The sequence below is a fragment of the Streptomyces sp. NPDC044044 genome (genome assembly GCF_056434405.1).
Window position 1 is genome coordinate 15,278 of sequence record NZ_JBWKFG010000009.1, and the last position, 21,139, is coordinate 36,416.

The following is a 21,139-nucleotide window of genomic DNA, read 5'->3' on the forward strand; positions in this document are numbered from 1 at the left end:
GAAGGAGACCAGGGGCCGTCGCACACCTGGCCCATGACCTCGTAAGGTCGTGTCCGTGTTGGAGGAGATGCGGATACGGTCGCTCGGAGTCATCGACGACGCAGTGGTCGAGCTGTCGCCGGGGTTCACCGCCGTGACGGGCGAGACCGGTGCGGGCAAGACGATGGTGGTCACCAGCCTTGGCCTGCTGCTCGGCGGACGCGCGGATCCCGCCTTGGTGCGGATCGGCGCCAAGGCGGCGGTGGTGGAGGGGCGGATCACTGTGCCCGCGGGCGCCTCGGCCGCCGTGCGTGCGGAGGAGGCGGGAGCCGAACTCGACGACGGGGCGCTGCTGATCAGCCGTACCGTCTCGGCGGAGGGGAGATCCCGCGCGCATCTCGGCGGGCGGTCGGTCCCGGTGGGTCTGCTGTCCGAGCTCGCCGACGACCTCGTCGCGGTGCACGGTCAGACGGACCAGCAGGGGCTGCTCAAGCCGGCCCGGCAGCGCGGGGCGCTCGACCGGTACGCGGGCGACGCGGTCACCGTGCCGCTGGCCAAGTACACGGCGGCGTACCGCAGGCTGCGGGCCGTGACGACCGAGGTCGACGAGATCACCACGCGTGCGCGTGAACGGGCCCAGGAGGCCGATCTGCTGCGCTTCGGCCTCGACGAGGTCGCCGGCGTCGAGCCGCGCGCGGGCGAGGACACCGAACTGGCCGCGGAGGCCGAACGGCTCGGCCACGCGGAGGCCCTCGCCTCCGCCGCCACGTCCGCGCACGCCGCGCTCGCGGGCAACCCCGAGGACCCGGAGGGCGTCGACGCCACGACGCTGGTCGCGGGCGCCCACAGGGCCCTTGAAGCGGTGCGTTCGCACGACCCCGCCCTGGCCGCCCTCGCCGAGCGGATCGGCGAGATCGGGATCCTGCTGGGCGATGTGGCGGGGGAGCTCGCCGGGTACGCGGACGACCTCGACGCCGATCCCCTGCGCCTCGCGGCGGTGGAGGAGCGGCGGGCCGCGCTCACCCAGCTGACCCGGAAGTACGGCTCCGACATCGACACCGTGCTCGCCTGGGCCGAGGAGGGGGCCGCGCGGCTCGCCGAACTCGAGGGCGACGACGACCGTCTTGAGGAGCTGACCGCCGAGCGTGACGCGCTCCGGGCCGAACTGGCCGGACTCGCGCAGGCGTTGACCGACGCGCGTCAGGAGGCGGCGTCGCGGTTCGCGGCGGCCGTCACCGAAGAGCTCGCCTCGCTTGCGATGCCGCACGCGCGCGTGACGATCGACATCACCGCCACGGAGGTGCCCGATGGCGGGGACGGCGTGCCGGTCGACGGACGCCTCGTCGCGTACGGCCCGGCGGGTGTCGACGAGGTGGAACTCCTCCTGGCCCCGCATCCGGGCGCCCCGCCGCGGCCGATCGCCAAGGGCGCGTCCGGCGGTGAGCTGTCGCGCGTGATGCTCGCCGTCGAGGTCGTCTTCGCGGGCACGGACCCCGTCCCGACGTACCTCTTCGACGAGGTCGACGCGGGCGTCGGCGGCAAGGCCGCGGTCGAGATCGGCCGCAGGCTCGCAAGGCTCGCGAAGTCCGCGCAGGTCGTGGTCGTGACGCACCTGCCGCAGGTGGCGGCGTTCGCCGACCGTCAGCTGCTTGTGGAGAAGACGAATGACGGGTCCGTGACGCGGTCCGGGGTTCTCGTGCTCGAGGGCGAGGACCGGGTGCGGGAGTTGTCCCGGATGCTGGCCGGCCAGGAGGACTCGGAGACCGCTCGGGCCCATGCGGAGGAGTTGCTGGCGACGGCTCGGGGGGACGGATAGGGGGACGGACAGGGGCAGCGGGCCCGGGGGCCTCGGGCAGGCGCCGGTGCGTGCCGTCCGCCCCGGTGCGCACCGTCAGTCACCGTCGATCACCGGCTTCGCCGAGTTCGTCCTCAAACGCCGGACGGGCTGAGAGGGGGCCGTGTGGGCCGTGAGTGAGCCCTTGCGGGCCGAAAGTAGGCTGGCCCGCATGGTCGACCGCAAGCCCGCCCGGCGCCTCTCCGCCCTCCTCTCCGCAGCCGCGGTCACCCGTGCGGCCACCGCCGCGTTGCGTTCACGTGCCCCCGGCGGTCCCGACCGCTGGCAGCGGAAGAACTACGCCGGGCGGACAGTGGAGTTGTACGCCGGGCCCGCTGCCGCCATCGGCGCTGCGGCCGGAGCCGTGGCGCTGCCTGCCCGGTCCCGCGCCGCCGCCGCGCTTGCCGTCATCGCCGCAGGGGCGTGCGGGGCGTACGACGACGTGGCGGGCGAAGGCGACCCGCGCCGGGGCTTTCGCGCGCACCTGGGCGCTTTGCGGGGCGGTGAAGTGACCAGCGGAGCCGTGAAGTTGTTCGGGATCTCGGCGGCCGGTCTGGCCGCAGGCGCGCTGCTCAAGGAGCGGCCCGTGGACAAGCTCCTCGCGGGCGTCGTGATCGCGGGCACCGCGCACTTCGTCAACCTCGTGGACGTACGCCCGGGAAGGGCCGCCGGAGCGGTGGTGGCGCTGGGAGCACCGGGGCTGCTGCGCACAGGCACCGCCGGAGTCCTCTCCGCAGCCTCCGTGGGAGCCGCGGCGGCCGTGCTCCCGGAGGACGTCGGGGAGCGCGCCATGATCGGCGACGCGGGGGCGCATGCCCTGGGGGCGGGGCTCGGTGTGGCGATTGCCGCGGGTAATGGTCGTGCGGGTCTCGTGCTCCATGCCGCGGGTCTGGTGGCAGCTGCCGTGTACGGAGAGGAGATCAGTGCTGCCGTGGTGGGGGCCCGGGGCTAGCTTTTCGACTGACCGGAGGTGAGGTCCGGAAGCGCTGCCCGGAAGCGTCGCCCTGCGGCGGAGACCACGGCGGCGCGGTCATCGCCGCGGGCAACGGCCGCGTGGGGCTCGCCGTCCGCGCGGCGGGTCTGGTGGTAGCCGCCGCGTATGGCTAGGAGATCAGTGCCGCTGTCGTGGGGCCCGGGGCTAGCTTCTTGACCGACCGGAGGTGAGGTCCGGAAGCGCTGCCCGGAAGCGTCGTCCCGCGGCGGAGACCACGGCGGCGCGGTCATCGCCGCGGGCAACGGCCGCGCGGGTCTCGCCGTCCATGCGGTGGGTCTGGTGGTAGCTGCCGCGTGGACGGCTAGGAGATCAGTGCTGCCGTCGTGGGGGCCGGAAGTGGCGTCCGGAAGTGCCGGTCCGTGGCGGAGGCCACGGACCGGCCACGCCGAGCCTTCTGAAAGCCTTCCGCCAGGCATGCCCCCGCTGCGAAGATGCGGGGGCCGCAGGTCGTCCGCGGTGCTGAAACCCCGTCGTCCTCACCCGTGTGGGTGATCCGGGTCAGGGAGTTGCCCGCCCCGACACGGAAGAGACCTTTCGGCGGTGCCGGAACGTCCGTACGGACTGGCATCCTTGGCGCAGCCCCCCGACGCCGACCCAGGAGCCCCGGCTACGTGAGCCACGTGAGCAGCCACTCACCGCACGGTCAGACCTCTCTGCACACCGTGCAAGTCCTGGGCGGTGGCAGCGCGGGCAGCAGCGCCCACGTCAGGTCGCTCGCCGCGGGCCTCGCGGCGCGGGGCGTGCGGGTCACGGTGTGCGCCCCGTCCGAGGCGGCCACCGCCTACGACCTGACGGGCACCGGCGCCCGGCACGTCCACGTACCCCGCAGCAGCGACCCCGCGTCCGTCGCCTCCCTCCGCACGGCCTGCGCCGACGCCGACCTCGTGCACGCGCACGGACTGCACGCCGCGCTCCGCGCCGCCCTCGCGCTCACCGGCCGCCGCACCCCCCTCGTCGTCACCTGGCACACCCGCGCGCACGCGGAAGGGGCGCGCGCCCGTGTCCTGCACCTCCTGGAGCGGCGCGTCGCCAAGGCCGCCGCCGTGGTCCTCGGCACCTCCTCCGACCTCGTCGACCGCGCCCGCAGCAGGGGCGCGCGGGACGCACGCCTCGCCCCCGTCACGCTCCCCGCGCCGCGCGCGGCGGCCGGTGCGGCCGAGGACGCCGAAGGGCTGCGCCACAAAGCCCTCGCCGAACTCGGCGCCGTCGGTCGGCCGCTGATCGTCACGGTCGGCACGCTCGAACGGAAGCGGGGCTACGACGTCCTCCTGGAGGCAGCCCGCGCGTGGCGTCACCTCGACCCCCTGCCGCTCCTCGTCATCGCCGGTGAAGGTCCCGAGCGCGGCGCCCTGCAGCGCCGTATCGAGGGCGAAGGCCTTCCGGTCCGGCTCGTCGGGCGGCGCGACGACGTGCCCGACATGCTCGCGGCGGCCGACCTCGTGGTGCTGCCCACCAGCTGGGAGTCCCGCTCCGTGCTCGCCCAGGAGGCCCTGCACGCGCGCGTGCCGCTCGTCGCGACCGCCGTCGGCGGCATCCCCGAACTGGTCGGCGACGCGGCGGCGCTCGTCCCGTACGGCGACGCCGCGGCCCTGGCCACCGCCGTCGCACGCCTCCTCGCCGACCCCGCGCTCAGGGAGCGCCTCAAGGACAAGGGAACGGCCCAGGCGGCGACCTGGCCGACCGAGGACGAGACGGTCACCCAAGTCCTCAGCGTCTACGACGAGTTGACGCAGCCGCTCGCCATGTACTCCTGAGGCCCGCGGCCCCTACGCCACATGCCCGCGGCCCCTACGCCACATGCCTGCGCGCCCGCAGCGCCAGGCTCAGCGCGAGCACCGTCTGCGGGTCGTCCAGATCCGTGCCGAGGAGTTCACTGATCCTGGCGAGGCGGTTGTAGAGCGTCTGACGGTTCAGGTGCAGCTCGCGCGCCGTCTCCGCCTTGCGCCCCGCATGGGCCAGGTACGTCTGCAGGGTCGGCAACAGCGGCGGCTTCGAGCGCTGGTCGTGGGTGCGCAGGGGGCCGATCGCGCGGTCCACGAACGCGGCGAGCGCCGAGTCGTCGTAGTTGTGCAGGCGCCACAGGAGCAGATCGATGTCCAGGCGCCGCGCGTCGTACCAGGGGCGGTCCGACAGACCCTGTGCGGCCGTCGCCGTCTCCGCCGCGTGCCTCAGGCCCGCCGAAGCGGCGGCCCAGCCGCCCGCGACGCCGACCACCACGACCGGCGGCAGCGCCCCGGCCCGCTGCATCCCCGCCCGCTCCACGCCCGCCCGCAGCGCGGCGGCGACCCGGTCGGCCACCGCCGTGCGTTCGGATTCCGTACGCAGGCCAAGGAGCAGCGGGACGCGCCCTTCCACCGGACGCACGCCGAGCAGTACGGGCACCCCCACCGCCGCGAGCTCCTCCGCCACCGCCCGCGCGAGCACGGCCCAGCCGCCCCCGGGCGGCAGCCCGTCCGCGAGGCGCATCACCACCGGGAGCAGCGGGCTCTCGCCGGGCTTGAAGCCGAGCACCCGCGCCTGGGCGGGCGCGTCGTCGGCCTGGATCCGCCCCTCGGCCAGGTCGGTCAGGAAGTCACCCCGGCCGCGCGCGGCGAGCTCCTCCTCCTGCCGGGCCTGCATCAGGACCACCGCGAGCGAGCCCGCGGCCCGCTCCGCCGCGATCCGGTGCACCGGAAGCAGCGCGGACTCCACGGCGAGCAGCACCAGCCGGGCGCGCACGAAGCTCGACCCCGGCCCTCCGCCCGGCACGTCCACGAGCACCGCGCCCGCGGGCGGCCCGTCCTTGTGGTGGCCCCGCAGCCCCTCCCACACCTGGAGGGGATCGGCACACTCGGTGCCCGCCCCGGCGGCGTACAGAAGCTGTCCGTCCGGCGTCTCCAGGAACACCGGGTTGCCGCTGAAGTCCGCCAGGACATTGAGAACTTGGGGGACGCCGCCCCCGCCGAGCAGCGCCTCCGTGCAGCGCCTGTGGACCTCCTCGGCCCGCTGGAGCAGTGCGTAGTGGCCGTTGACGATCTCGGTGTGGACCTCTTCGGTGACCGTCACGAAGGGCACCTCGCGGTGCAGCTGCACCAGCGGAAGTCCCGCCGCGCGCGCCGTCTCCACGATCGCGGCGGGGAGCCGCGTGAAGCGCGGGCCGAGCTCCACGACGAGCGCCGCGATACCGCGCTCGGCGAGCTTGCGCACGAAGACGCGCTGCTCGGCGGGGCGTGCGCCCAGGCCGAGGCCCGTGGTCAGGAGCAGCTCGCCGCCCTTGAGGAGCGAGGCGATGTTCGGCACCTCGCCCGCGTGCACCCACCGCACCGTGCGCTGCAGCCGGTCCGCGCCCGCGACCACCTCGGGGAGCCCACCGCGAAGACCCGGAAGTTCCAGGGCCCGCTGCACGGTGATGCCGCCCTGAGTGCCCTGCGTGCCCTGACTGTCCATGTGGCGGACGCTACCTGCGCATTCGTTCCGGGAACATCTCCGACCGGTCACGGGAACGATCTGGTCCGCTCAAACCCCGACAACTCGTCGCCCCGGGACGTCAATTGCGCGACCTCCTGTCTGTTGTGGCGTACGTCACTCCACGGAAGGGTGCCCGCCATGCCAGAGCACACCTCCGAGCAATCCACTCCACCCGAGGTCCACCGCCTCAAGGCGAACTCCGTCGGCCTCGTCGGCGTCGTCTTCATGGCGGTCGCCACCGCGGCGCCCATCACGGCCATGACCGGCAACCTCCCCATCGCCGTCGGCGCGGGCAACGGCACGGGAGCCCCCGCGGGCTATCTCTTCGCCACGCTCGTCCTGACCGTCTTCTCGGTCGGATACGTCGCCATGGCCAAGCGGATCACCGCCGCAGGCGCCTTCTACGGCTACATCTCGCACGGCCTCGGCCGTATCGCGGGCATGGCGTCCGGGATGCTCGCCGTCCTCGCCTACGTCGTCTTCGAGGCGTCGATCGTCGGTGTATTCGCGTACTTCGCCAAGACCACCGTCCACGATCAGCTCGGCGCCGACCTGCCGTGGATCCTCTACGCGGCCGCGATGCTCGCCGTCACCGTCGTCCTGTCGTACTTCGACATCAACCTCACCGCGAAGGCGCTCGGCGTGATGCTGATCGCCGAGATCGCGGTCCTCTTCGCCGTCGCCACCGCCGTACTGATCCACGGCGGCGGCCCCGACGGCATCCCCGTCGAGCCGGTCAACCCCAAGAACGCCTTCACCGGCACATCGGCAGGCCTCGGCCTCTTCTTCGCCTTCTGGTCCTGGGTCGGCTTCGAGTCCACCGCCATGTACGGCGAGGAGTCCCGCAACCCCAAGAAGGTCATCCCGCGCGCGACCCTCGTCTCGGTCGTCGGCGTCGGCCTGTTCTACATCTACGTCTCCTGGATGACCATCGCGGGCAACGGCCTGGCCGGTTCGGTCAAGGTCTCGCAGTCCGCCGCCCCGCTCGACCTGTTCTTCGACCCGGCCCACACCTTCATCGGCGCCTGGGCGGTCGACACCTTCCAATGGCTCCTGATCACCGGCTCGTTCGCCTGCGGCATGGCCTTCCACCAGTGCGCCTCGCGTTATCTGTACGCGATCGGGCGCGAGGGATTCCTGCACCGGGGCCTGGGCCGTACGCACCCCCGGCACGGCTCCCCGTACATCGCCTCCTACGTCCAGTCCGCGATCGCCGTCGCGCTGGTCGCCGCCTTCTGGCTCACCGGTCAGGACCCGTACATCCACCTGTACACGCTGCTCGCGATCCTCGGCACGATGGCGATCCTCATCGTCCAGACCCTCTGCTCGTTCGCCGTCATCGGCTACTTCCGCAAGAACCACCCCGAGGACCGGCACTGGTTCACGACCCTGGTCGCCCCGCTGCTCGGCGGCATCGGCATGATCGCCGTCGTCGTCCTGCTCGTGATCAACATGGACACGGCCGCGGGCACGGCGGCGGACTCCCTCTTCTTCAAGGCCATCCCGTGGGTCGTCGGCCTCGTCTTCTTCGGGGGCCTCGGCCTCGGTCTGTATCTGCGGGCGAGGCACCCCGCCCGCTACGAGATCATCGGCCGGATCGTCCTGGAGGACGCGGCCGAACGCACGGACGGCGACGGAGAACCCGTCGCCGTCCGGACCTGAAGGGCCTCGCTAACCGCCGTACGCCCCGCTGGCCGTCAGCCGCAGTGCCGTGTCGATCAGCGGCACGTGGCTGAACGCCTGCGGGAAGTTGCCGACCTGGCGCTGCAGCCGCGGATCCCACTCCTCGGCGAGCAGCCCCAGGTCGTTGCGGAGCGCGAGCAGCTTCTCGAAGAGCTTGCGGGCCTCGTCGACGCGGCCGATCATCGCCAGGTCGTCCGCCATCCAGAACGAACAGGCCAGGAAGGCACCTTCGTCACCTTCGAGGCCGTCCACGCCCGCGTCGTCGCCCGTGGTGGGGTAGCGCAGGATGAACCCGTCCGGCGTCGAGAGCTCCCGCTGGATCGCCTCGATCGTCCCGATGACGCGCTTGTCGTCGGGCGGCAGGAAGCCCATCTGCGGGATGAGCAGCAGCGAGGCGTCCAGCTCCTTGGAGCCGTACGACTGCGTGAACGTGTTCCGCTCCTTGTCGTAGCCCTTCTCGCAGACGTCCCGGTGGATGTCGTCGCGCAGCTCGCGCCACTTCTCCAGGGGGCCGTCCGCGTCGCCGGACTCGATGAGCTTGATCGTGCGGTCGACGGCCACCCAGCACATCACCTTGGAGTGCACGAAGTGGCGGCGCGGGCCGCGCACCTCCCAGATGCCCTCGTCCGGCTGGTCCCAGTTCGTCTCCAGGTACCGGATCAGCTTGAGCTGGAGCAGCGAGGCGTAGTCACTGCGGGCCAGGCCCGTCATGTGGGCCAGGTGCAGGGCCTCGGTGACCTCGCCGTACACGTCGAGCTGGAGCTGGTGCGCGGCTCCGTTGCCCGCCCGGACCGGGGTCGAGCCCTCGTACCCCGGCAGCCAGTCCAGCTCGGCCTCGCCGAGCTCGCGCTCGCCCGCGATGCCGTACATGATCTGCAGGTTCTCGGGGTCGCCCGCCACCGCCCGCAGGAGCCACTCGCGCCAGGCGCGGGCCTCCTCGCGGTATCCGGTGCGCAGGAGCGAGGAGAGCGTGATGGCGGCGTCGCGCAGCCAGGTGTAGCGGTAGTCCCAGTTGCGGGAGCCGCCGATGTCCTCGGGCAGGGACGTCGTGGGCGCCGCGACGATGCCGCCCGTCGGGGCGTACGTCAGGGCCTTCAGCGTGATCAGCGAGCGGACCACGGCCTCGCGGTACGGGCCGTGGTACGTGCAGTGCTCGACCCACTCCCGCCAGAAGTCCTGCGTGGCCACGAGGGCGTTCTCCGGCTCGGCCGGCGCGGGCGGCTCCTTGTGCGAGGGCTGCCACGAGATGGTGAACGCGATCCGGTCACCGGGCGCGACCGTGAAGTCCGAGTACGTCGTGAGGTCCTTGCCGAAGGTCTCCGCCGACGTGTCCAGCCACACCGAGTCGGGCCCCGCGACGGCCACCGTGCGCCCGTCGACCTTGTGCACCCAGGGCACCACGCGGCCGTAGCTGAAACGCATCCGCAGGGCGGAGCGCATCGGCACCCGGCCGCTGACGCCCTCGACGATCCGCACCAGCTGCGGGGCGTCCGTGTCGCGCGGCGGCATGAAATCGGTCACGCGGACCGTGCCGCGCGGGGTGTCCCACTCGGATTCCAGGATCAGCGAGTCGCCGCGGTACGTGCGCCGCGCGGCGGTCGGCGGCGGCGCGTCGGGGCTGTGAGCGGGCCCAAGGCGCCAGAATCCGTGCTCCTCCGTGCCGAGCAATCCGGCGAAGATGGCGTGAGAGTCGAAGCGGGGCAGGCACAGCCAGTCGACTGTGCCGTCCCGGCAGACCAGGGCAGCGGTCTGCATGTCTCCGATGAGTGCGTAATCCTCGATGCGCCCGGCCACGTGCATCTCCAGTCAAACGGCCACGTCGCCCTCTCGGGGCGCTCGCTCTACGGTCAAGGGTTCGCTGTAAAACGAACTGCACGAGCCTCTTGTTCCGGGGAACGGACGGGGGTGATTGCCGTTAGTCGGACCGGCTCGGCAGCGAGTGTCCGAGCAGGATACGACGCACCTCGCTGATCTGCGCGCCGCTCCCGGCAACCAGGCTGCGCCGAACGGGTGAGCGCCTGGTGAGGAAGGTGTGACGTAGGTGTCCGAGCGTGGCCGGAAGCAGCCTCGTCCCGTCGCTGATACCCTGGTAGCCCGTGAGCCGGTGGTCATTGAACCCCCGAACCGCAGCGACGGCACCTCCTCAAGAACCCCTGAGGACGACGCCGGTACGCACCCTCCAGACCGCGACCACGGGAGCCCCCTCTTGGCCATGCAGCCCAAGTCCACGACGACCAAGCACATCTTCGTCACCGGGGGTGTCGCCTCTTCCCTCGGCAAGGGTCTGACTGCCTCAAGCCTGGGTGCGCTCCTCAAGGCGCGCGGCCTGCGCGTCACCATGCAGAAGCTCGACCCGTACCTGAACGTCGACCCCGGCACGATGAACCCCTTCCAGCACGGCGAGGTGTTCGTCACGAACGACGGCGCCGAGACCGACCTGGACATCGGCCACTACGAGCGTTTCCTCGACGTCGACCTCGACGGCACGGCCAACGTCACCACCGGCCAGGTCTACTCGCAGGTCATCGCCAAGGAGCGGCGCGGCGAGTACCTCGGCGACACCGTCCAGGTCATCCCGCACATCACGAACGAGATCAAGCACCGCATCCGCCGCATGGCCACCGACGACGTCGACGTGGTCATCACGGAGGTCGGCGGCACGGTCGGCGACATCGAGTCCCTGCCCTTCCTGGAGACCGTCCGCCAGGTCCGCCACGAGGTCGGCCGCGACAACGTCTTCGTCGTGCACATCTCGCTCCTTCCCTACATCGGCCCGTCCGGTGAGCTGAAGACCAAGCCGACCCAGCACTCGGTCGCGGCCCTGCGCAACATCGGTATCCAGCCCGACGCCATCGTGCTGCGCGCCGACCGCGACGTGCCGACCGCCATCAAGCGCAAGATCTCGCTGATGTGCGACGTGGACGAGGACGCGGTCGTCGCCTGTGTCGACGCCAAGTCGATCTACGACATCCCGAAGGTCCTGCACACCGAGGGCCTCGACGCCTACGTGGTGCGCAAGCTGGACCTGCCGTTCCGCGACGTGAACTGGACCCAGTGGGAGGACCTCCTGGACCGGGTGCACAACCCGAACCACGAGGTCACCATCGCGCTGGTCGGCAAGTACATCGACCTGCCCGACGCCTACCTCTCGGTGACCGAGGCGCTGCGCGCAGGCGGCTTCGCCAACCGCGCCCGCGTCAAGGTCAAGTGGGTCACCTCCGACGACTGCAAGACCCCGGCGGGCGCCGCCAAGACGCTCGGCGACGTCGACGCGATCTGCATCCCCGGCGGTTTCGGCGACCGCGGCGTGACCGGCAAGGTCGGCGCCATCACCTTCGCCCGCGAGAACAAGATCCCGCTGCTCGGCCTCTGCCTCGGCCTGCAGTGCATCGTGATCGAGGCCGCCCGCAACCTCGCGGACATCCCCGACGCCAACTCCACGGAGTTCGACTCCGCGACCGCCCACCCGGTCATCTCGACCATGGCGGAGCAGCTGGACATCGTCGCGGGCGAGGGCGACATGGGCGGCACGATGCGCCTGGGCATGTACCCCGCGAAGCTCGCCGAGGGCTCCATCGCCCGTGAGGTGTACGACGGCAAGGAGTACGTCGAGGAGCGTCACCGTCACCGCTACGAGGTGAACAACTCCTACCGCGCCGAGCTCGAGAAGAAGGCCGGCATCCTCTTCTCCGGCACGTCCCCGGACGGCAAGCTCGTCGAGTACGTCGAGTACCCCCGTGAGGTCCACCCCTACCTGGTCGCCACCCAGGCGCACCCGGAGCTGCGCTCGCGCCCGACGCGTCCGCACCCGCTCTTCGCGGGCCTGGTGAAGGCCGCGGTGGAGCGCCAGACGGGTAAGTAACACAAGAGCGATACGGTTGCCGGGGTACGAGCCTTATGAGGCGCGTGCCCCGGTTTCTGTTTGCACGTGTGGGAGGACAGGGCGACATGACGATCAAGGACACCGCCGAGGAGTGGCAGGTCACGGCGACGGAGACACCCTTCGTGGGGAACAAGACCTCCGTGCGCACCGACGATGTGGTCATGCCCGACGGAACCGTCGTCCGCCGCGACTACCAGGTGCACCCCGGCTCGGTCGCGGTGCTCGCCCTGGACGACGCCGGCCGCGTCCTGGTGCTGCGTCAGTACCGCCACCCCGTCCACCACAAGCTCTGGGAGATCCCGGCCGGGCTGCTCGACATCCCGGGCGAGAACCCCTTGCACGCCGCCCAGCGCGAGCTCTACGAAGAGGCGCACGTCAAGGCCGAGGACTGGCGCGTCCTGACCGACGTCTACACCACGCCGGGCGGCTGCGACGAGGCCGTGCGCATCTTCCTCGCCCGCGATCTCTCCGAGGCGGACGGCGAGCGCTTCGAAGTCTCCGAGGAGGAGGCCGACATGGAGCTGGCGCGCGTACCGCTCGAAGAGCTCGTACGCGGTGTCCTCGCCGGCGAGCTGCACAACAACTGCCTCGTCGTGGGCGCCCTTTCGCTGACCGCCGTGCTGAGCGGCGACGGCGTCGACGCGCTGCGCCCGGCCGACGCGCCCTGGCCCGCGCGCCCCTTCGAGGCCTGAGGAAGCCCGTGGAGCCCCCTGGGGAAGCACTCAGGGGGCCATCCGAGGTCTCCGGTGTGACGATCTACTGATCCGATCGGGGGACTTGTGCGCGCCGCTCGTCGGGGGAGGCGGCAGGGCCTGAACTAGGCTCTGGAAGCGTCCCGACCGGAGTCCCGTTCGGGTTCGCGCGCAGGCGGACGGAGCATGGCCCGTGACGGATCAGGCGGTCGACACGGACGGATCGGCAGCGGGCGGCGCGGTGCCGAGGCCCGCTTCGGCCCCGACTTCCGGCGGCGGTCAATTCGTCGGCAGGCACCGGGAGTTGAAAGAGCTCCGCGCCGACATCGACCGCGCCGGGCTCGACACCATCTCGGGCCGCAAGGCGCCACGCGCACGCGTGCTCCTCATCGCGGGCCGCCCCGGCTCGGGCCGCACGGCGCTCGCCGAGGAACTCGCGCGGCAGCTCGCCGACGACTATCCCGACGGGGTGCTCCGCACCCACCTCACCGAACCCGACGGCACGCGCGTGCCGACGGAGCGCACCGCCCGCGAGCTCCTGGACGCCCTCGGCGTCCCGGCGCCCCCGGGAGCCGACGAGGACGAGCTCGCCGAAGTGCTCCGTGAGGCACTCTCCGGACGCAGGGCCCTGCTCCTCCTGGACGGTGCCGCGGACGCCGAGCAGGTCGACCCGCTGCTCCCGGACGCGCCCGAATGCCTTGCCGTGGCCGTCTCGGAGGGCCCGCTCACCGGGATCCCGGACGTGCGTCCGTGCACGCTGGGCGGCCTGGACTCCGCCGCCGCCGTCGAACTGCTCTCCCGCGCGGCGGGCCCGGTGCGCATCACCGTCGACCCGCGCTCCGCGGAGAGCCTGGTCGAGGCGTGCGCCGCGCATCCCGCCGCGCTCGTCCTGGCCGGGGGCTGGCTCTCCGTGCGGCCCAAGGCGGCCGTCGCCGACCTGGCCAAGCAGGTGCACGACCGCCCGGAGGAGGCCTCCGCGCTCGCGCGCGTCTTCCACCATTCGTACGCCTCGCTGCCGGGGGCGGCCGCGCGGATACTGCGCCTGCTCTCCCTCGCCCCCGCCGGCCACGTCGACCCGCACACCGCGTCCGCGCTCGCGGGCTGCTCGGTCTCCGCCGCCCGCACGACCCTGGACGACTTCGTGAAGCTCGGCCTGGTCAGGGCCGTGGATTCCCCGCTGCCGCAGTACGAGCTGCCGGGCTGCCTCGTGCCGCTGCTCCGCGCCTGCAGCGAGCGCCAGGACCGGCCCGCGGAGGTCCAGCTGGCGCGCGCCAGGATGCTGGAGCGGACCGTGCGCCTGCTCCACTCCTGCCGGGCGATCACGGAGCCGGACGGCTCCGCGGCCCGCAAGAAGCTCGCCGGGATGCCGCGTGCCCTGCGCTTCCCCAGCCCCGCCGCCGCCTCCGAGTGGCTGCGCATCCGCCAGCCGGCGCTGCTCGCCGCCGCCCGCCTCGCGGTCGCCGACGGGGAGCTCGACACCCTCGCGCGTCGCCTGATGGCGGCCCTGACGCGGGCCCTGGTCGCCCACCGGGGCACGGAGGACGCGGCTCCCGAGCTGTACGGCATCCACCGCCTCGTCCTCGATGTCGCCGAGCGCCGGAACCTGTCCCGCGAGAAGGCGGCGGCCCTCCTGAACCTCGCGGACCTGGATGCCAGGACGGGGCGTACGCAGGAGGCGCTGGTGCGTTATCGGCTGGCTCTGGACGCCGGACGGCAGGCAAATGATCCGTACGCGACCGGCCGCGCGATGGAATCCGTAGGCGGCGCCTACCAGGAGCTGGGGGACTGGTCGCGGGCCTCGGACTGGTTCGGGCGCGCCCTGGCCCAGCGGCTCGCTCGCGACGAGCGCACCGACGCCGCCCGCCTCTACGGCCGGATCGCGACGGCGCACACCTACGCGGGCCGCTACGGCGAGGCGCTGCGCAACTGGAGCTCGGCCGTCACCGGACACCGCAAGACCGGCGATGTGGCGGGCCAGGCGCGGGCGTTGAGCGAGCTGGCACGGGTGCAGGAGTACGCGGGCAGGCCCGAGGAGTCCCTCCGCACCTGCCAGGAGGCAGTCGAGTGGGCGCGGCAGGCCGGTGACGTGCGTCTCCAGGCGGCGCTGCAGCTCAGGCTGGCCGACACCCTGGATCGGCTCGGCGACCCGGCGGCCGCCCGGCTGCACCGCGGTGCGGCCGAGCGCATGCTGGGAATGGAGCTCGAGGAGGTCACAGGGCCCGCATCGAAGGATTCGAAGGATGGAGCGGGGGCTTCCGCCTACGAAATCCGTAGCGCTTCCGCAGAAGATTGATGCATTGAAAGGCTAGACAGCGAGAAGTCCTTCATTAGACTGGCTCCGCCGCGTACTTCCGTGGTGTCTCCGATGCGCCCTCTTGTGTATCGGTATGTAGTGCATTGCCCGAAAAACCCCTGAGCCAAGAGGACCGTGATCGACGTGAAGGTCGGCATCCCCCGCGAGGTCAAGAACAACGAGTTCCGGGTGGCCATCACCCCCGCCGGTGTGCACGAGCTGGTGCGCCATGGCCACCAGGTCGTCATCGAGCGGAACGCCGGTGTCGGCTCCTCGATCACGGACGCGGAGTACGTCTCCGCCGGTGCCGTCATCCTGGACACCGCCGACGAGGTCTGGGCCACCGCCGACCTCCTCCTGAAGGTCAAGGAGCCGGTCGCCGAGGAGTACCACCGCCTCCGCAAGGACCAGACCCTCTTCACCTACCTGCACCTGGCCGCCTCCAAGGAGTGCACGGACGCGCTCCTGGAGTCCGGCACCACCGCCATCGCGTACGAGACGGTCGAGACCGCGAACCGCGCGCTCCCGCTGCTCGCCCCGATGTCCGAGGTCGCGGGCCGCCTGGCCCCGCAGGTCGGCGCCTACCACCTGATGGCCGCCCAGGGCGGTCGCGGTGTCCTGCCCGGCGGCGTCCCCGGTGTCGCGGCCGGCAAGGCCGTCGTCATCGGCGGCGGTGTCTCCGGCTGGAACGCCGCGCAGATCGCCATCGGCATGGGCTTCCACGTGACCCTGCTCGACAAGGACATCAACAAGCTCAAGGAGGCGGACAAGATCTTCGGCACGAAGATCCAGACCGTCGTCTCCAACGCCTTCGAGCTCGAGAAGGCCTGCCTCGACGCCGACCTCGTCATCGGCGCCGTCCTCATCCCCGGAGCCAAGGCTCCGAAGCTCGTCACCAACGAGCTCGTGTCGCGGATGAAGCCGGGAAGTGTCCTTGTCGACATCGCGATCGACCAGGGCGGCTGCTTCGAGGACTCGCACCCGACCACGCACGCCGAGCCGACCTTCCCGATTCACAACTCGGTGTTCTACTGCGTCGCCAACATGCCCGGCGCGGTGCCCAACACGTCGACGTACGCGCTGACCAACGCGACGATGCCGTACATCGTCGAGCTGGCGAACCGCGGCTGGGTCGAGGCGCTGCGCCGCGACAAGGCGCTCGCCCTGGGCCTCAACACCCATGACGGCAAGGTGGTTTACAAGGAGGTCGCGGAGTCGCACGGCCTCGAGCACGTCGAGCTGGAGACGCTCCTCGGCTGAACCTGACCGCTTTCGTCAACGAAAGTCGTCAATCTCACGCCCACGGCCGGACCTTGAGAGGGGTCCGGCCGTATGCGTATGTCCGTGGACATGGTCAACTCGCCTTGAACGTAACCCTTTAACCGATTCGACCACCCCGGAAATGTGCCAATGGCACCCCGTGCGCCCTTGACATGGGGGCGTTCGATTGCCGACACATCGGGCCGGGTCCGGCGGATTGTGTTGCTGCGGACCGGTGACACGCCATAGAGTCGCCAACCGTCGGCATGGTGCCACGCTGACCTATCGAGAAATTTCCTGGTCACCAAGGAGGTAAGACGACTTGTGAATGAGTCGACATTTGCTCCCGGGGGTGGTCAACCAGGAACCTCTGAGCGGGGCCAAGGACCCGTGGGGCTCGAGGCTGTCGGCTCCGTCGCTGTCCGCACCTTCGAAGCCCGCCAGAAACCGCAGCCGACGCAACCGACATCGTCTGCACCCCAGAGCATGGATGGCCATCACGTGAACGCCATGGCCGGCGACCGGAGTGGCGAGAACACCACCCACACCCAACTCGCCGACTACGAGGAACTGCCCCAGGGGCACTTCTACGACCCTGACGCCGAGTACGAGCCCGATCCCGAGTACGCGGCCACGCTGGCCCCGGACGCGGCCCGTCAGCGCCGTGAGCGCATCGGTCCCACGGGACGCCCGCTGCCGTACTTCCCGATTCCGGGTCCGCTGACCGATCACGGTCCCGCGAAGATCATCGCGATGTGCAACCAGAAGGGCGGCGTGGGCAAGACGACGTCGACCATCAACCTGGGTGCCGCGCTCGCGGAGTACGGACGCCGGGTCCTGCTGGTCGACTTCGACCCGCAGGGCGCGCTCTCGGTGGGCCTCGGGGTGAACCCGATGGAGCTGGACCTGACGGTCTACAACCTGCTCATGGAGCGGGGCATGTCGGCGGACGAGGTGCTGCTGAAGACGGCGGTCCCGAACATGGACCTGCTGCCGAGCAACATCGACCTGTCGGCCGCCGAAGTGCAGTTGGTGAGCGAGGTCGCGCGCGAGTCCACGCTGCAGCGGGCGTTGAAGCCGCTGATGCAGGACTACGACTACATCGTGATCGACTGTCAGCCCTCGCTCGGTCTGCTCACCGTGAACGCCCTGACGGCGGCTCACAAGGTGATCGTGCCGCTCGAGTGCGAGTTCTTCGCGCTGCGCGGTGTGGCCCTGCTGACGGAGACCATCGAGAAGGTCCAGGAGCGGCTCAACCCCGACCTGGAGCTCGACGGCATCCTGGCCACCATGTACGACTCCCGCACGGTGCACAGCCGTGAGGTGCTCGCGCGGGTGGTCGAGGCCTTCGACGATCACGTGTACCACACAGTGATCGGACGCACGGTCCGCTTCCCGGAGACCACGGTCGCCGGTGAGCCGATCACGACGTACGCATCGAACTCGGTCGGCGCGGCCGCTTATCGCCAGCTCGCCAGGGAGGTGCTCGCCCGGTGTCACGCCGAGTGAGTCTGCCGGGGGCCGACGAACTGTTCCGTACGACCGGGGGGATGGCGCTGCAGTCGTCGTCCCCGCGACGCCAGGCGAACGGCGAGGCACGGGTTCCCGCACCAGCGGGCGAGAGCGACGAGACCGCTGCCGGTGACGCGCACGGCGGCGGCGCCGCGGGAGACGGCGGTGACGCTGCCGAACACGGTGCGGCCGACGCGGAGTCGGGAGAATCCCGCAGCCGCTCGGCCGGCGCCGACGCCGAGAAGGACGGGCGCCGTCCCGGTCAGGGCCAGGAAGGCGCCGCCGCACAGGGCGGCGGGCGGTCCGCGAACTCCTCATCGACGGCGCAGGCGCGGCGGCGCGCACGGGCTGCCAACCGGCGGCCCAGCGGGCGTGAGCGGCACGACGAGAAGATCACGGTGTATGTGTCCGCCGAGGAGCTGATGGACCTCGAGCACGCGCGTCTCGTCCTGCGGGGTGAGCACGGGCTCGCGGTCGACCGCGGGCGGATCGTCCGCGAGGCGGTCGCCGTCGTTCTCGCGGATCTCGAGTCCCGCGGGGACGCGAGCATTCTCGTACGACGGTTGCGCGGGCGGTAGCGGTAGCGTTCCCGCCGATGCCCCTGAACGACGATTCCGCACTGCCTGCCCGCCGCCGCGCCCTGGGGCGCGGTCCTGGGGCGGCTCCCGCGGAGCCCGAACCGGAACCGGAGCCGGTCCCCGAACCGGAACCGGAGACGGCCTCGGAACCGGAACCGGAGACGGCCTCGGAGCCGGGACCGGAGACGGCCCCGGAACCGGAGTCGCCCGCCGAGCCCGACGACGGCAGGTTCAAGGTCCGGCTCGCCAACTTCGAGGGTCCCTTCGATCTGCTGCTTCAGCTCATCTCGAAGCACAAGATGGACGTCACCGAGGTCGCGCTGTCCACGGTGACCGACGAGTTCATGGCGCACATCCGGGCCATGGGGCCCGACTGGGACCTGGACCAGACCACCGAGTTCCTCGTGGTCGCCGCCACCCTGCTCGACCTCAAGGCGGCCCGGCTGCTGCCCTCCGCGGAGGTCGAGGACGAGGCGGATCTCGCGCTGCTCGAAGCGCGGGACCTGCTCTTCGCGCGGCTTCTGCAGTACCGCGCGTACAAGCAGATCGCCGACATCTTCAGCGGGCGGCTCGACGACGAGGCCCGGCGCTATCCGCGGACCGTGGGCCTTGAGGCCCACCACGCCGAGCTGCTGCCCGAAGTCGTCATCAGCATCGGCGCCGCGGGGTTCGCCGCGCTGGCCGTGAAGGCGATGCAGCCCCGCGCGAAGCCCCAGGTGTACGTCGATCACATCCATGCCCCGCTGGTCTCCGTGCAGGAGCAGGCCGGTCTGGTCGTGGCCCGGCTCCGTGAGCGGGGCGAGGTCAGCTTCCAGGTGCTCGTCGAGGACGCGGGGGACACGCTCACGGTCGTCGCCCGCTTCCTGGCCCTCCTGGAGCTGTACCGCGAGAAGGCCGTTGAGCTGGACCAGGAGACCGCGCTGGGTGAGCTGATGGTGCGGTGGACCGGCGGTGACGGCGACGCGGAGCCGACGGTGACCGACGAGTTCGACCGCGCACCCGATCCGCCGGGTGAGACGAGTGAGGAGACGGTCACATGAGTGTGGAGAGTCCCGCGGGAGATCTGGCCGGTGCCGTCGCCGATCTGGAGCTGCGGCCCGCCCTGGAGGCCGTCCTCATGGTCGTCGACGAACCGGCCACGGAGGAGCACCTCGCCAAGATCCTCGACCGGCCCCGGCGTCAGGTCGCCGACGCGCTGCGGGAGCTCGCCGACGAGTACACCGTGCAGCGCCGGGGCTTCGAGCTGCGGCTCGTGGCCGGCGGCTGGCGGTTCTACACGCGGCCCGAGTACTCCGCGGCCGTCGAGCGCTTCGTGCTCGACGGGCAGCAGGCACGGCTCACCCAGGCGGCCCTGGAGACCCTCGCGGTCGTCGCGTACCGCCAGCCGGTCAGCCGTTCACGGGTCTCCGCGGTGCGCGGGGTGAACTGTGACGGCGTGATGCGGACGCTCCTCCAGAGGGGTCTGGTGGAGGAGGCGGGCGCGGAACCCGAAACAGGTGCGATCCTGTATAGGACGACGAACTACTTTCTGGAGCGGATGGGCCTGCGTGGCCTGGACGAGCTCCCGGAGCTCGCGCCCTTCCTCCCCGAGGCGGAGGCGATCGAGGCCGAGACGCTGGAAGGCGTTCCGTCGTTCGACCCGGACGCACCCGATGCGCCGGGTGACGAGTACACCGAGCGCACAGTCGACTAACGGAAATTTGATGCGAAGCAGCAACGGCAGGAACAGCAGCGGAAACAACGGCGGGAGCCGTGGTGGCAACAGCGGCAGCCGTGGCAGCAGCGGTGGGCGCCCGAGCGGCGGAGGCCGCGGGAGTGGCGGCGGCCGCCCGAGCGGTGGGGGGCGCCCGAGCGGTGGCGGCCGTGACTACCGGGGCTCCGGCAACAGCCCGGACCGGCAGGGTCGCGGCGCCGGTGGCGCGCGCGACGACCAGGCCGCGCCGAAGCGTGAGAGCAGGCCCCGTCCCGAGGAGCGCCGCTACGACGTGGGCGGCGACGCCTCCCGCAAGGGCCGCGGCGCGGCCGCGCGCGGTGGCGCCAAGGGTGGCCCCAGGGCCCCTCAGGGCTCGGACAGGGGCACGCGGCGCGGCGCGGGAGCTCCCTCGACGTCCCGTGAGTACGACGCGCGGCAGGAAGAGCGCAACCGCGAGCGGTACGCGGGCAAGCCGAAGGTCAGCCCGCCCAAGACCTTCCCGGGCGCCGAGCAGGAGGGCGAGCGGCTGCAGAAGGTCCTCGCCCGTGCGGGCTACGGCTCGCGCCGTGCCTGCGAGGAGCTCGTCGAGCAGGCCCGTGTCGAGGTCAACGGCGAGATCGTGATGGAGCAGGGCCTGCGGGTCCAGCCGGAGCGGGACGAGATCAAGGTCGACGGCCTGACGGTCGCCACCCAGTCGTACCAGTTCTTCGCGCTGAACAAGCCCGCGGGCGTCGTCTCCACCATGGAGGACACCGAGGGCCGCCAGTGCCTGGGCGACTACGTGACCAACCGCGAGACGCGTCTTTTCCACGTGGGCCGTCTGGACACGGAGACCGAGGGCGTCATCCTGCTCACCAACCACGGTGAGCTGGCCCACCGCCTCACGCACCCGAAGTACGGCGTGAAGAAGGTCTACCTCGCGCACATCGTGGGCCCGATCCCGCGCGACCTGGGCAAGCAGCTCAAGGACGGCATCCAGCTCGAGGACGGGTACGCCCGCGCGGACCACTTCCGCGTCGTCGAGCAGACCGGCAAGAACTACCTGGTCGAGGTGACGCTGCACGAGGGCCGCAAGCACATCGTGCGCCGCATGCTCGCGGAGGCCGGTTTCCCGGTCGACAAGCTGGTGCGGACGTCCTTCGGGCCGATCGCGCTGGGCGACCAGAAGTCGGGCTGGCTGCGCCGGATGTCGAACACCGAGGTCGGCATGCTGATGCAGGAAGTCGACCTCTAGGCCGTAGGCGCCACTGAGGTCACCGAAGGCGGCCGGTCCCTGCACATGCGGGGGCCG

General features: G+C 71.5%; 15 protein-coding genes. 13 read left to right on the top strand and 2 right to left on the bottom strand.

Features of this window, described 5'->3' with window-relative positions; translation table 11 throughout:
* The first annotated feature begins 67 nt into the window (after positions 1-67).
* From recN to AC07AG_RS30835, 3 genes are all read left to right on the top strand, one after another.
* On the top strand, positions 68-1,795 hold the full coding sequence (gene recN, locus AC07AG_RS30825; protein ID WP_478759926.1) for a DNA repair protein RecN: 1,728 nt from the start codon (positions 68-70) through the stop codon (positions 1,793-1,795).
* A 190-nt stretch (positions 1,796-1,985) separates the two neighbouring features.
* Entirely contained in the window at positions 1,986-2,765 is a 780-nt protein-coding gene (locus AC07AG_RS30830; RefSeq protein WP_478759421.1) for a hypothetical protein, read from the top strand.
* A gap of 653 nt (positions 2,766-3,418) precedes the next feature.
* Positions 3,419-4,561 (top strand): glycosyltransferase family 4 protein, encoded by a 1,143-nt coding sequence (locus tag AC07AG_RS30835; RefSeq protein ID WP_478759422.1) that lies wholly within the window; start codon positions 3,419-3,421, stop codon positions 4,559-4,561.
* Positions 4,562-4,595: 34 nt separating this feature from the next.
* Here AC07AG_RS30835 and AC07AG_RS30840 read toward each other — a convergent pair whose 3' ends face one another.
* On the bottom strand, positions 4,596-6,233 hold the full coding sequence (locus AC07AG_RS30840) for a PucR family transcriptional regulator (RefSeq protein ID WP_478759423.1): 1,638 nt from the start codon (positions 6,231-6,233) through the stop codon (positions 4,596-4,598).
* A 159-nt stretch (positions 6,234-6,392) separates the two neighbouring features.
* Between AC07AG_RS30840 and AC07AG_RS30845 the strand changes: the two genes are divergently transcribed.
* Positions 6,393-7,916 carry an APC family permease gene (locus AC07AG_RS30845; RefSeq protein WP_478759424.1) on the top strand — a complete coding sequence of 508 codons (1,524 nt, stop codon included), beginning with the start codon at positions 6,393-6,395 and terminating at the stop codon, positions 7,914-7,916.
* A gap of 9 nt (positions 7,917-7,925) precedes the next feature.
* Here the strand turns inward: AC07AG_RS30845 and AC07AG_RS30850 are convergent, their stop codons facing one another.
* Positions 7,926-9,737 (bottom strand): glycoside hydrolase family 15 protein, encoded by a 1,812-nt coding sequence (locus AC07AG_RS30850; RefSeq protein ID WP_478759425.1) that lies wholly within the window; start codon positions 9,735-9,737, stop codon positions 7,926-7,928.
* Between the two features lie 412 nt (positions 9,738-10,149).
* Between AC07AG_RS30850 and AC07AG_RS30855 the strand changes: the two genes are divergently transcribed.
* The 9 genes from AC07AG_RS30855 to AC07AG_RS30895 all read left to right on the top strand — a co-directional run bounded on the left by AC07AG_RS30855 (position 10,150) and on the right by AC07AG_RS30895 (position 21,082).
* Entirely contained in the window at positions 10,150-11,799 is a 1,650-nt protein-coding gene (locus tag AC07AG_RS30855; RefSeq protein ID WP_478759928.1) for a CTP synthase, read from the top strand.
* A gap of 86 nt (positions 11,800-11,885) precedes the next feature.
* Positions 11,886-12,512 carry an NUDIX domain-containing protein gene (locus tag AC07AG_RS30860; RefSeq protein WP_249590792.1) on the top strand — a complete coding sequence of 209 codons (627 nt, stop codon included), beginning with the start codon at positions 11,886-11,888 and terminating at the stop codon, positions 12,510-12,512.
* 193 nt (positions 12,513-12,705) lie between these two features.
* Positions 12,706-14,805 (top strand): tetratricopeptide repeat protein, encoded by a 2,100-nt coding sequence (locus AC07AG_RS30865; RefSeq protein ID WP_478759426.1) that lies wholly within the window; start codon positions 12,706-12,708, stop codon positions 14,803-14,805.
* A 144-nt stretch (positions 14,806-14,949) separates the two neighbouring features.
* Positions 14,950-16,065, top strand: coding sequence for an alanine dehydrogenase (gene ald, locus AC07AG_RS30870; RefSeq protein ID WP_478759929.1), 1,116 nt, complete (start codon positions 14,950-14,952; stop codon positions 16,063-16,065).
* Positions 16,066-16,389: 324 nt separating this feature from the next.
* A complete protein-coding gene (locus tag AC07AG_RS30875; RefSeq protein WP_249590793.1) occupies positions 16,390-17,574 on the top strand; it encodes a ParA family protein in 1,185 nt (394 codons plus the stop codon).
* Entirely contained in the window at positions 17,559-18,155 is a 597-nt protein-coding gene (locus tag AC07AG_RS30880) for a hypothetical protein (RefSeq protein ID WP_478759427.1), read from the top strand. The genes AC07AG_RS30875 and AC07AG_RS30880 overlap by 16 nt, the downstream gene beginning before the upstream one ends.
* A gap of 17 nt (positions 18,156-18,172) precedes the next feature.
* Positions 18,173-19,195, top strand: coding sequence for a segregation and condensation protein A (locus AC07AG_RS30885; protein WP_478759428.1), 1,023 nt, complete (start codon positions 18,173-18,175; stop codon positions 19,193-19,195).
* Positions 19,192-19,848: an SMC-Scp complex subunit ScpB gene (gene scpB, locus AC07AG_RS30890; protein WP_361052479.1), complete on the top strand. Its 657-nt coding sequence runs from the start codon at positions 19,192-19,194 to the stop codon at positions 19,846-19,848. Before AC07AG_RS30885 ends, scpB begins: the two co-directional genes overlap by 4 nt.
* A gap of 10 nt (positions 19,849-19,858) precedes the next feature.
* Positions 19,859-21,082, top strand: coding sequence for a pseudouridine synthase (locus AC07AG_RS30895; RefSeq protein ID WP_478759429.1), 1,224 nt, complete (start codon positions 19,859-19,861; stop codon positions 21,080-21,082).
* Positions 21,083-21,139: the final 57 nt, after the last annotated feature.

Coding starts and splice junctions, on each gene's coding strand:
- AC07AG_RS30840 (WP_478759423.1), bottom strand. CDS start 6,233: ATGGACAGTCAGGGCACGCAGGGCACTCAGGGCGGCATCACCGTGCAG.
- recN (WP_478759926.1), top strand. CDS start 68: ATGCGGATACGGTCGCTCGGAGTCATCGACGACGCAGTGGTCGAGCTG.
- AC07AG_RS30845 (WP_478759424.1), top strand. CDS start 6,393: ATGCCAGAGCACACCTCCGAGCAATCCACTCCACCCGAGGTCCACCGC.
- AC07AG_RS30830 (WP_478759421.1), top strand. CDS start 1,986: ATGGTCGACCGCAAGCCCGCCCGGCGCCTCTCCGCCCTCCTCTCCGCA.
- AC07AG_RS30885 (WP_478759428.1), top strand. CDS start 18,173: ATGCCCCTGAACGACGATTCCGCACTGCCTGCCCGCCGCCGCGCCCTG.
- AC07AG_RS30850 (WP_478759425.1), bottom strand. CDS start 9,737: ATGCACGTGGCCGGGCGCATCGAGGATTACGCACTCATCGGAGACATG.
- AC07AG_RS30895 (WP_478759429.1), top strand. CDS start 19,859: ATGCGAAGCAGCAACGGCAGGAACAGCAGCGGAAACAACGGCGGGAGC.
- AC07AG_RS30860 (WP_249590792.1), top strand. CDS start 11,886: ATGACGATCAAGGACACCGCCGAGGAGTGGCAGGTCACGGCGACGGAG.
- AC07AG_RS30855 (WP_478759928.1), top strand. CDS start 10,150: ATGCAGCCCAAGTCCACGACGACCAAGCACATCTTCGTCACCGGGGGT.
- scpB (WP_361052479.1), top strand. CDS start 19,192: ATGAGTGTGGAGAGTCCCGCGGGAGATCTGGCCGGTGCCGTCGCCGAT.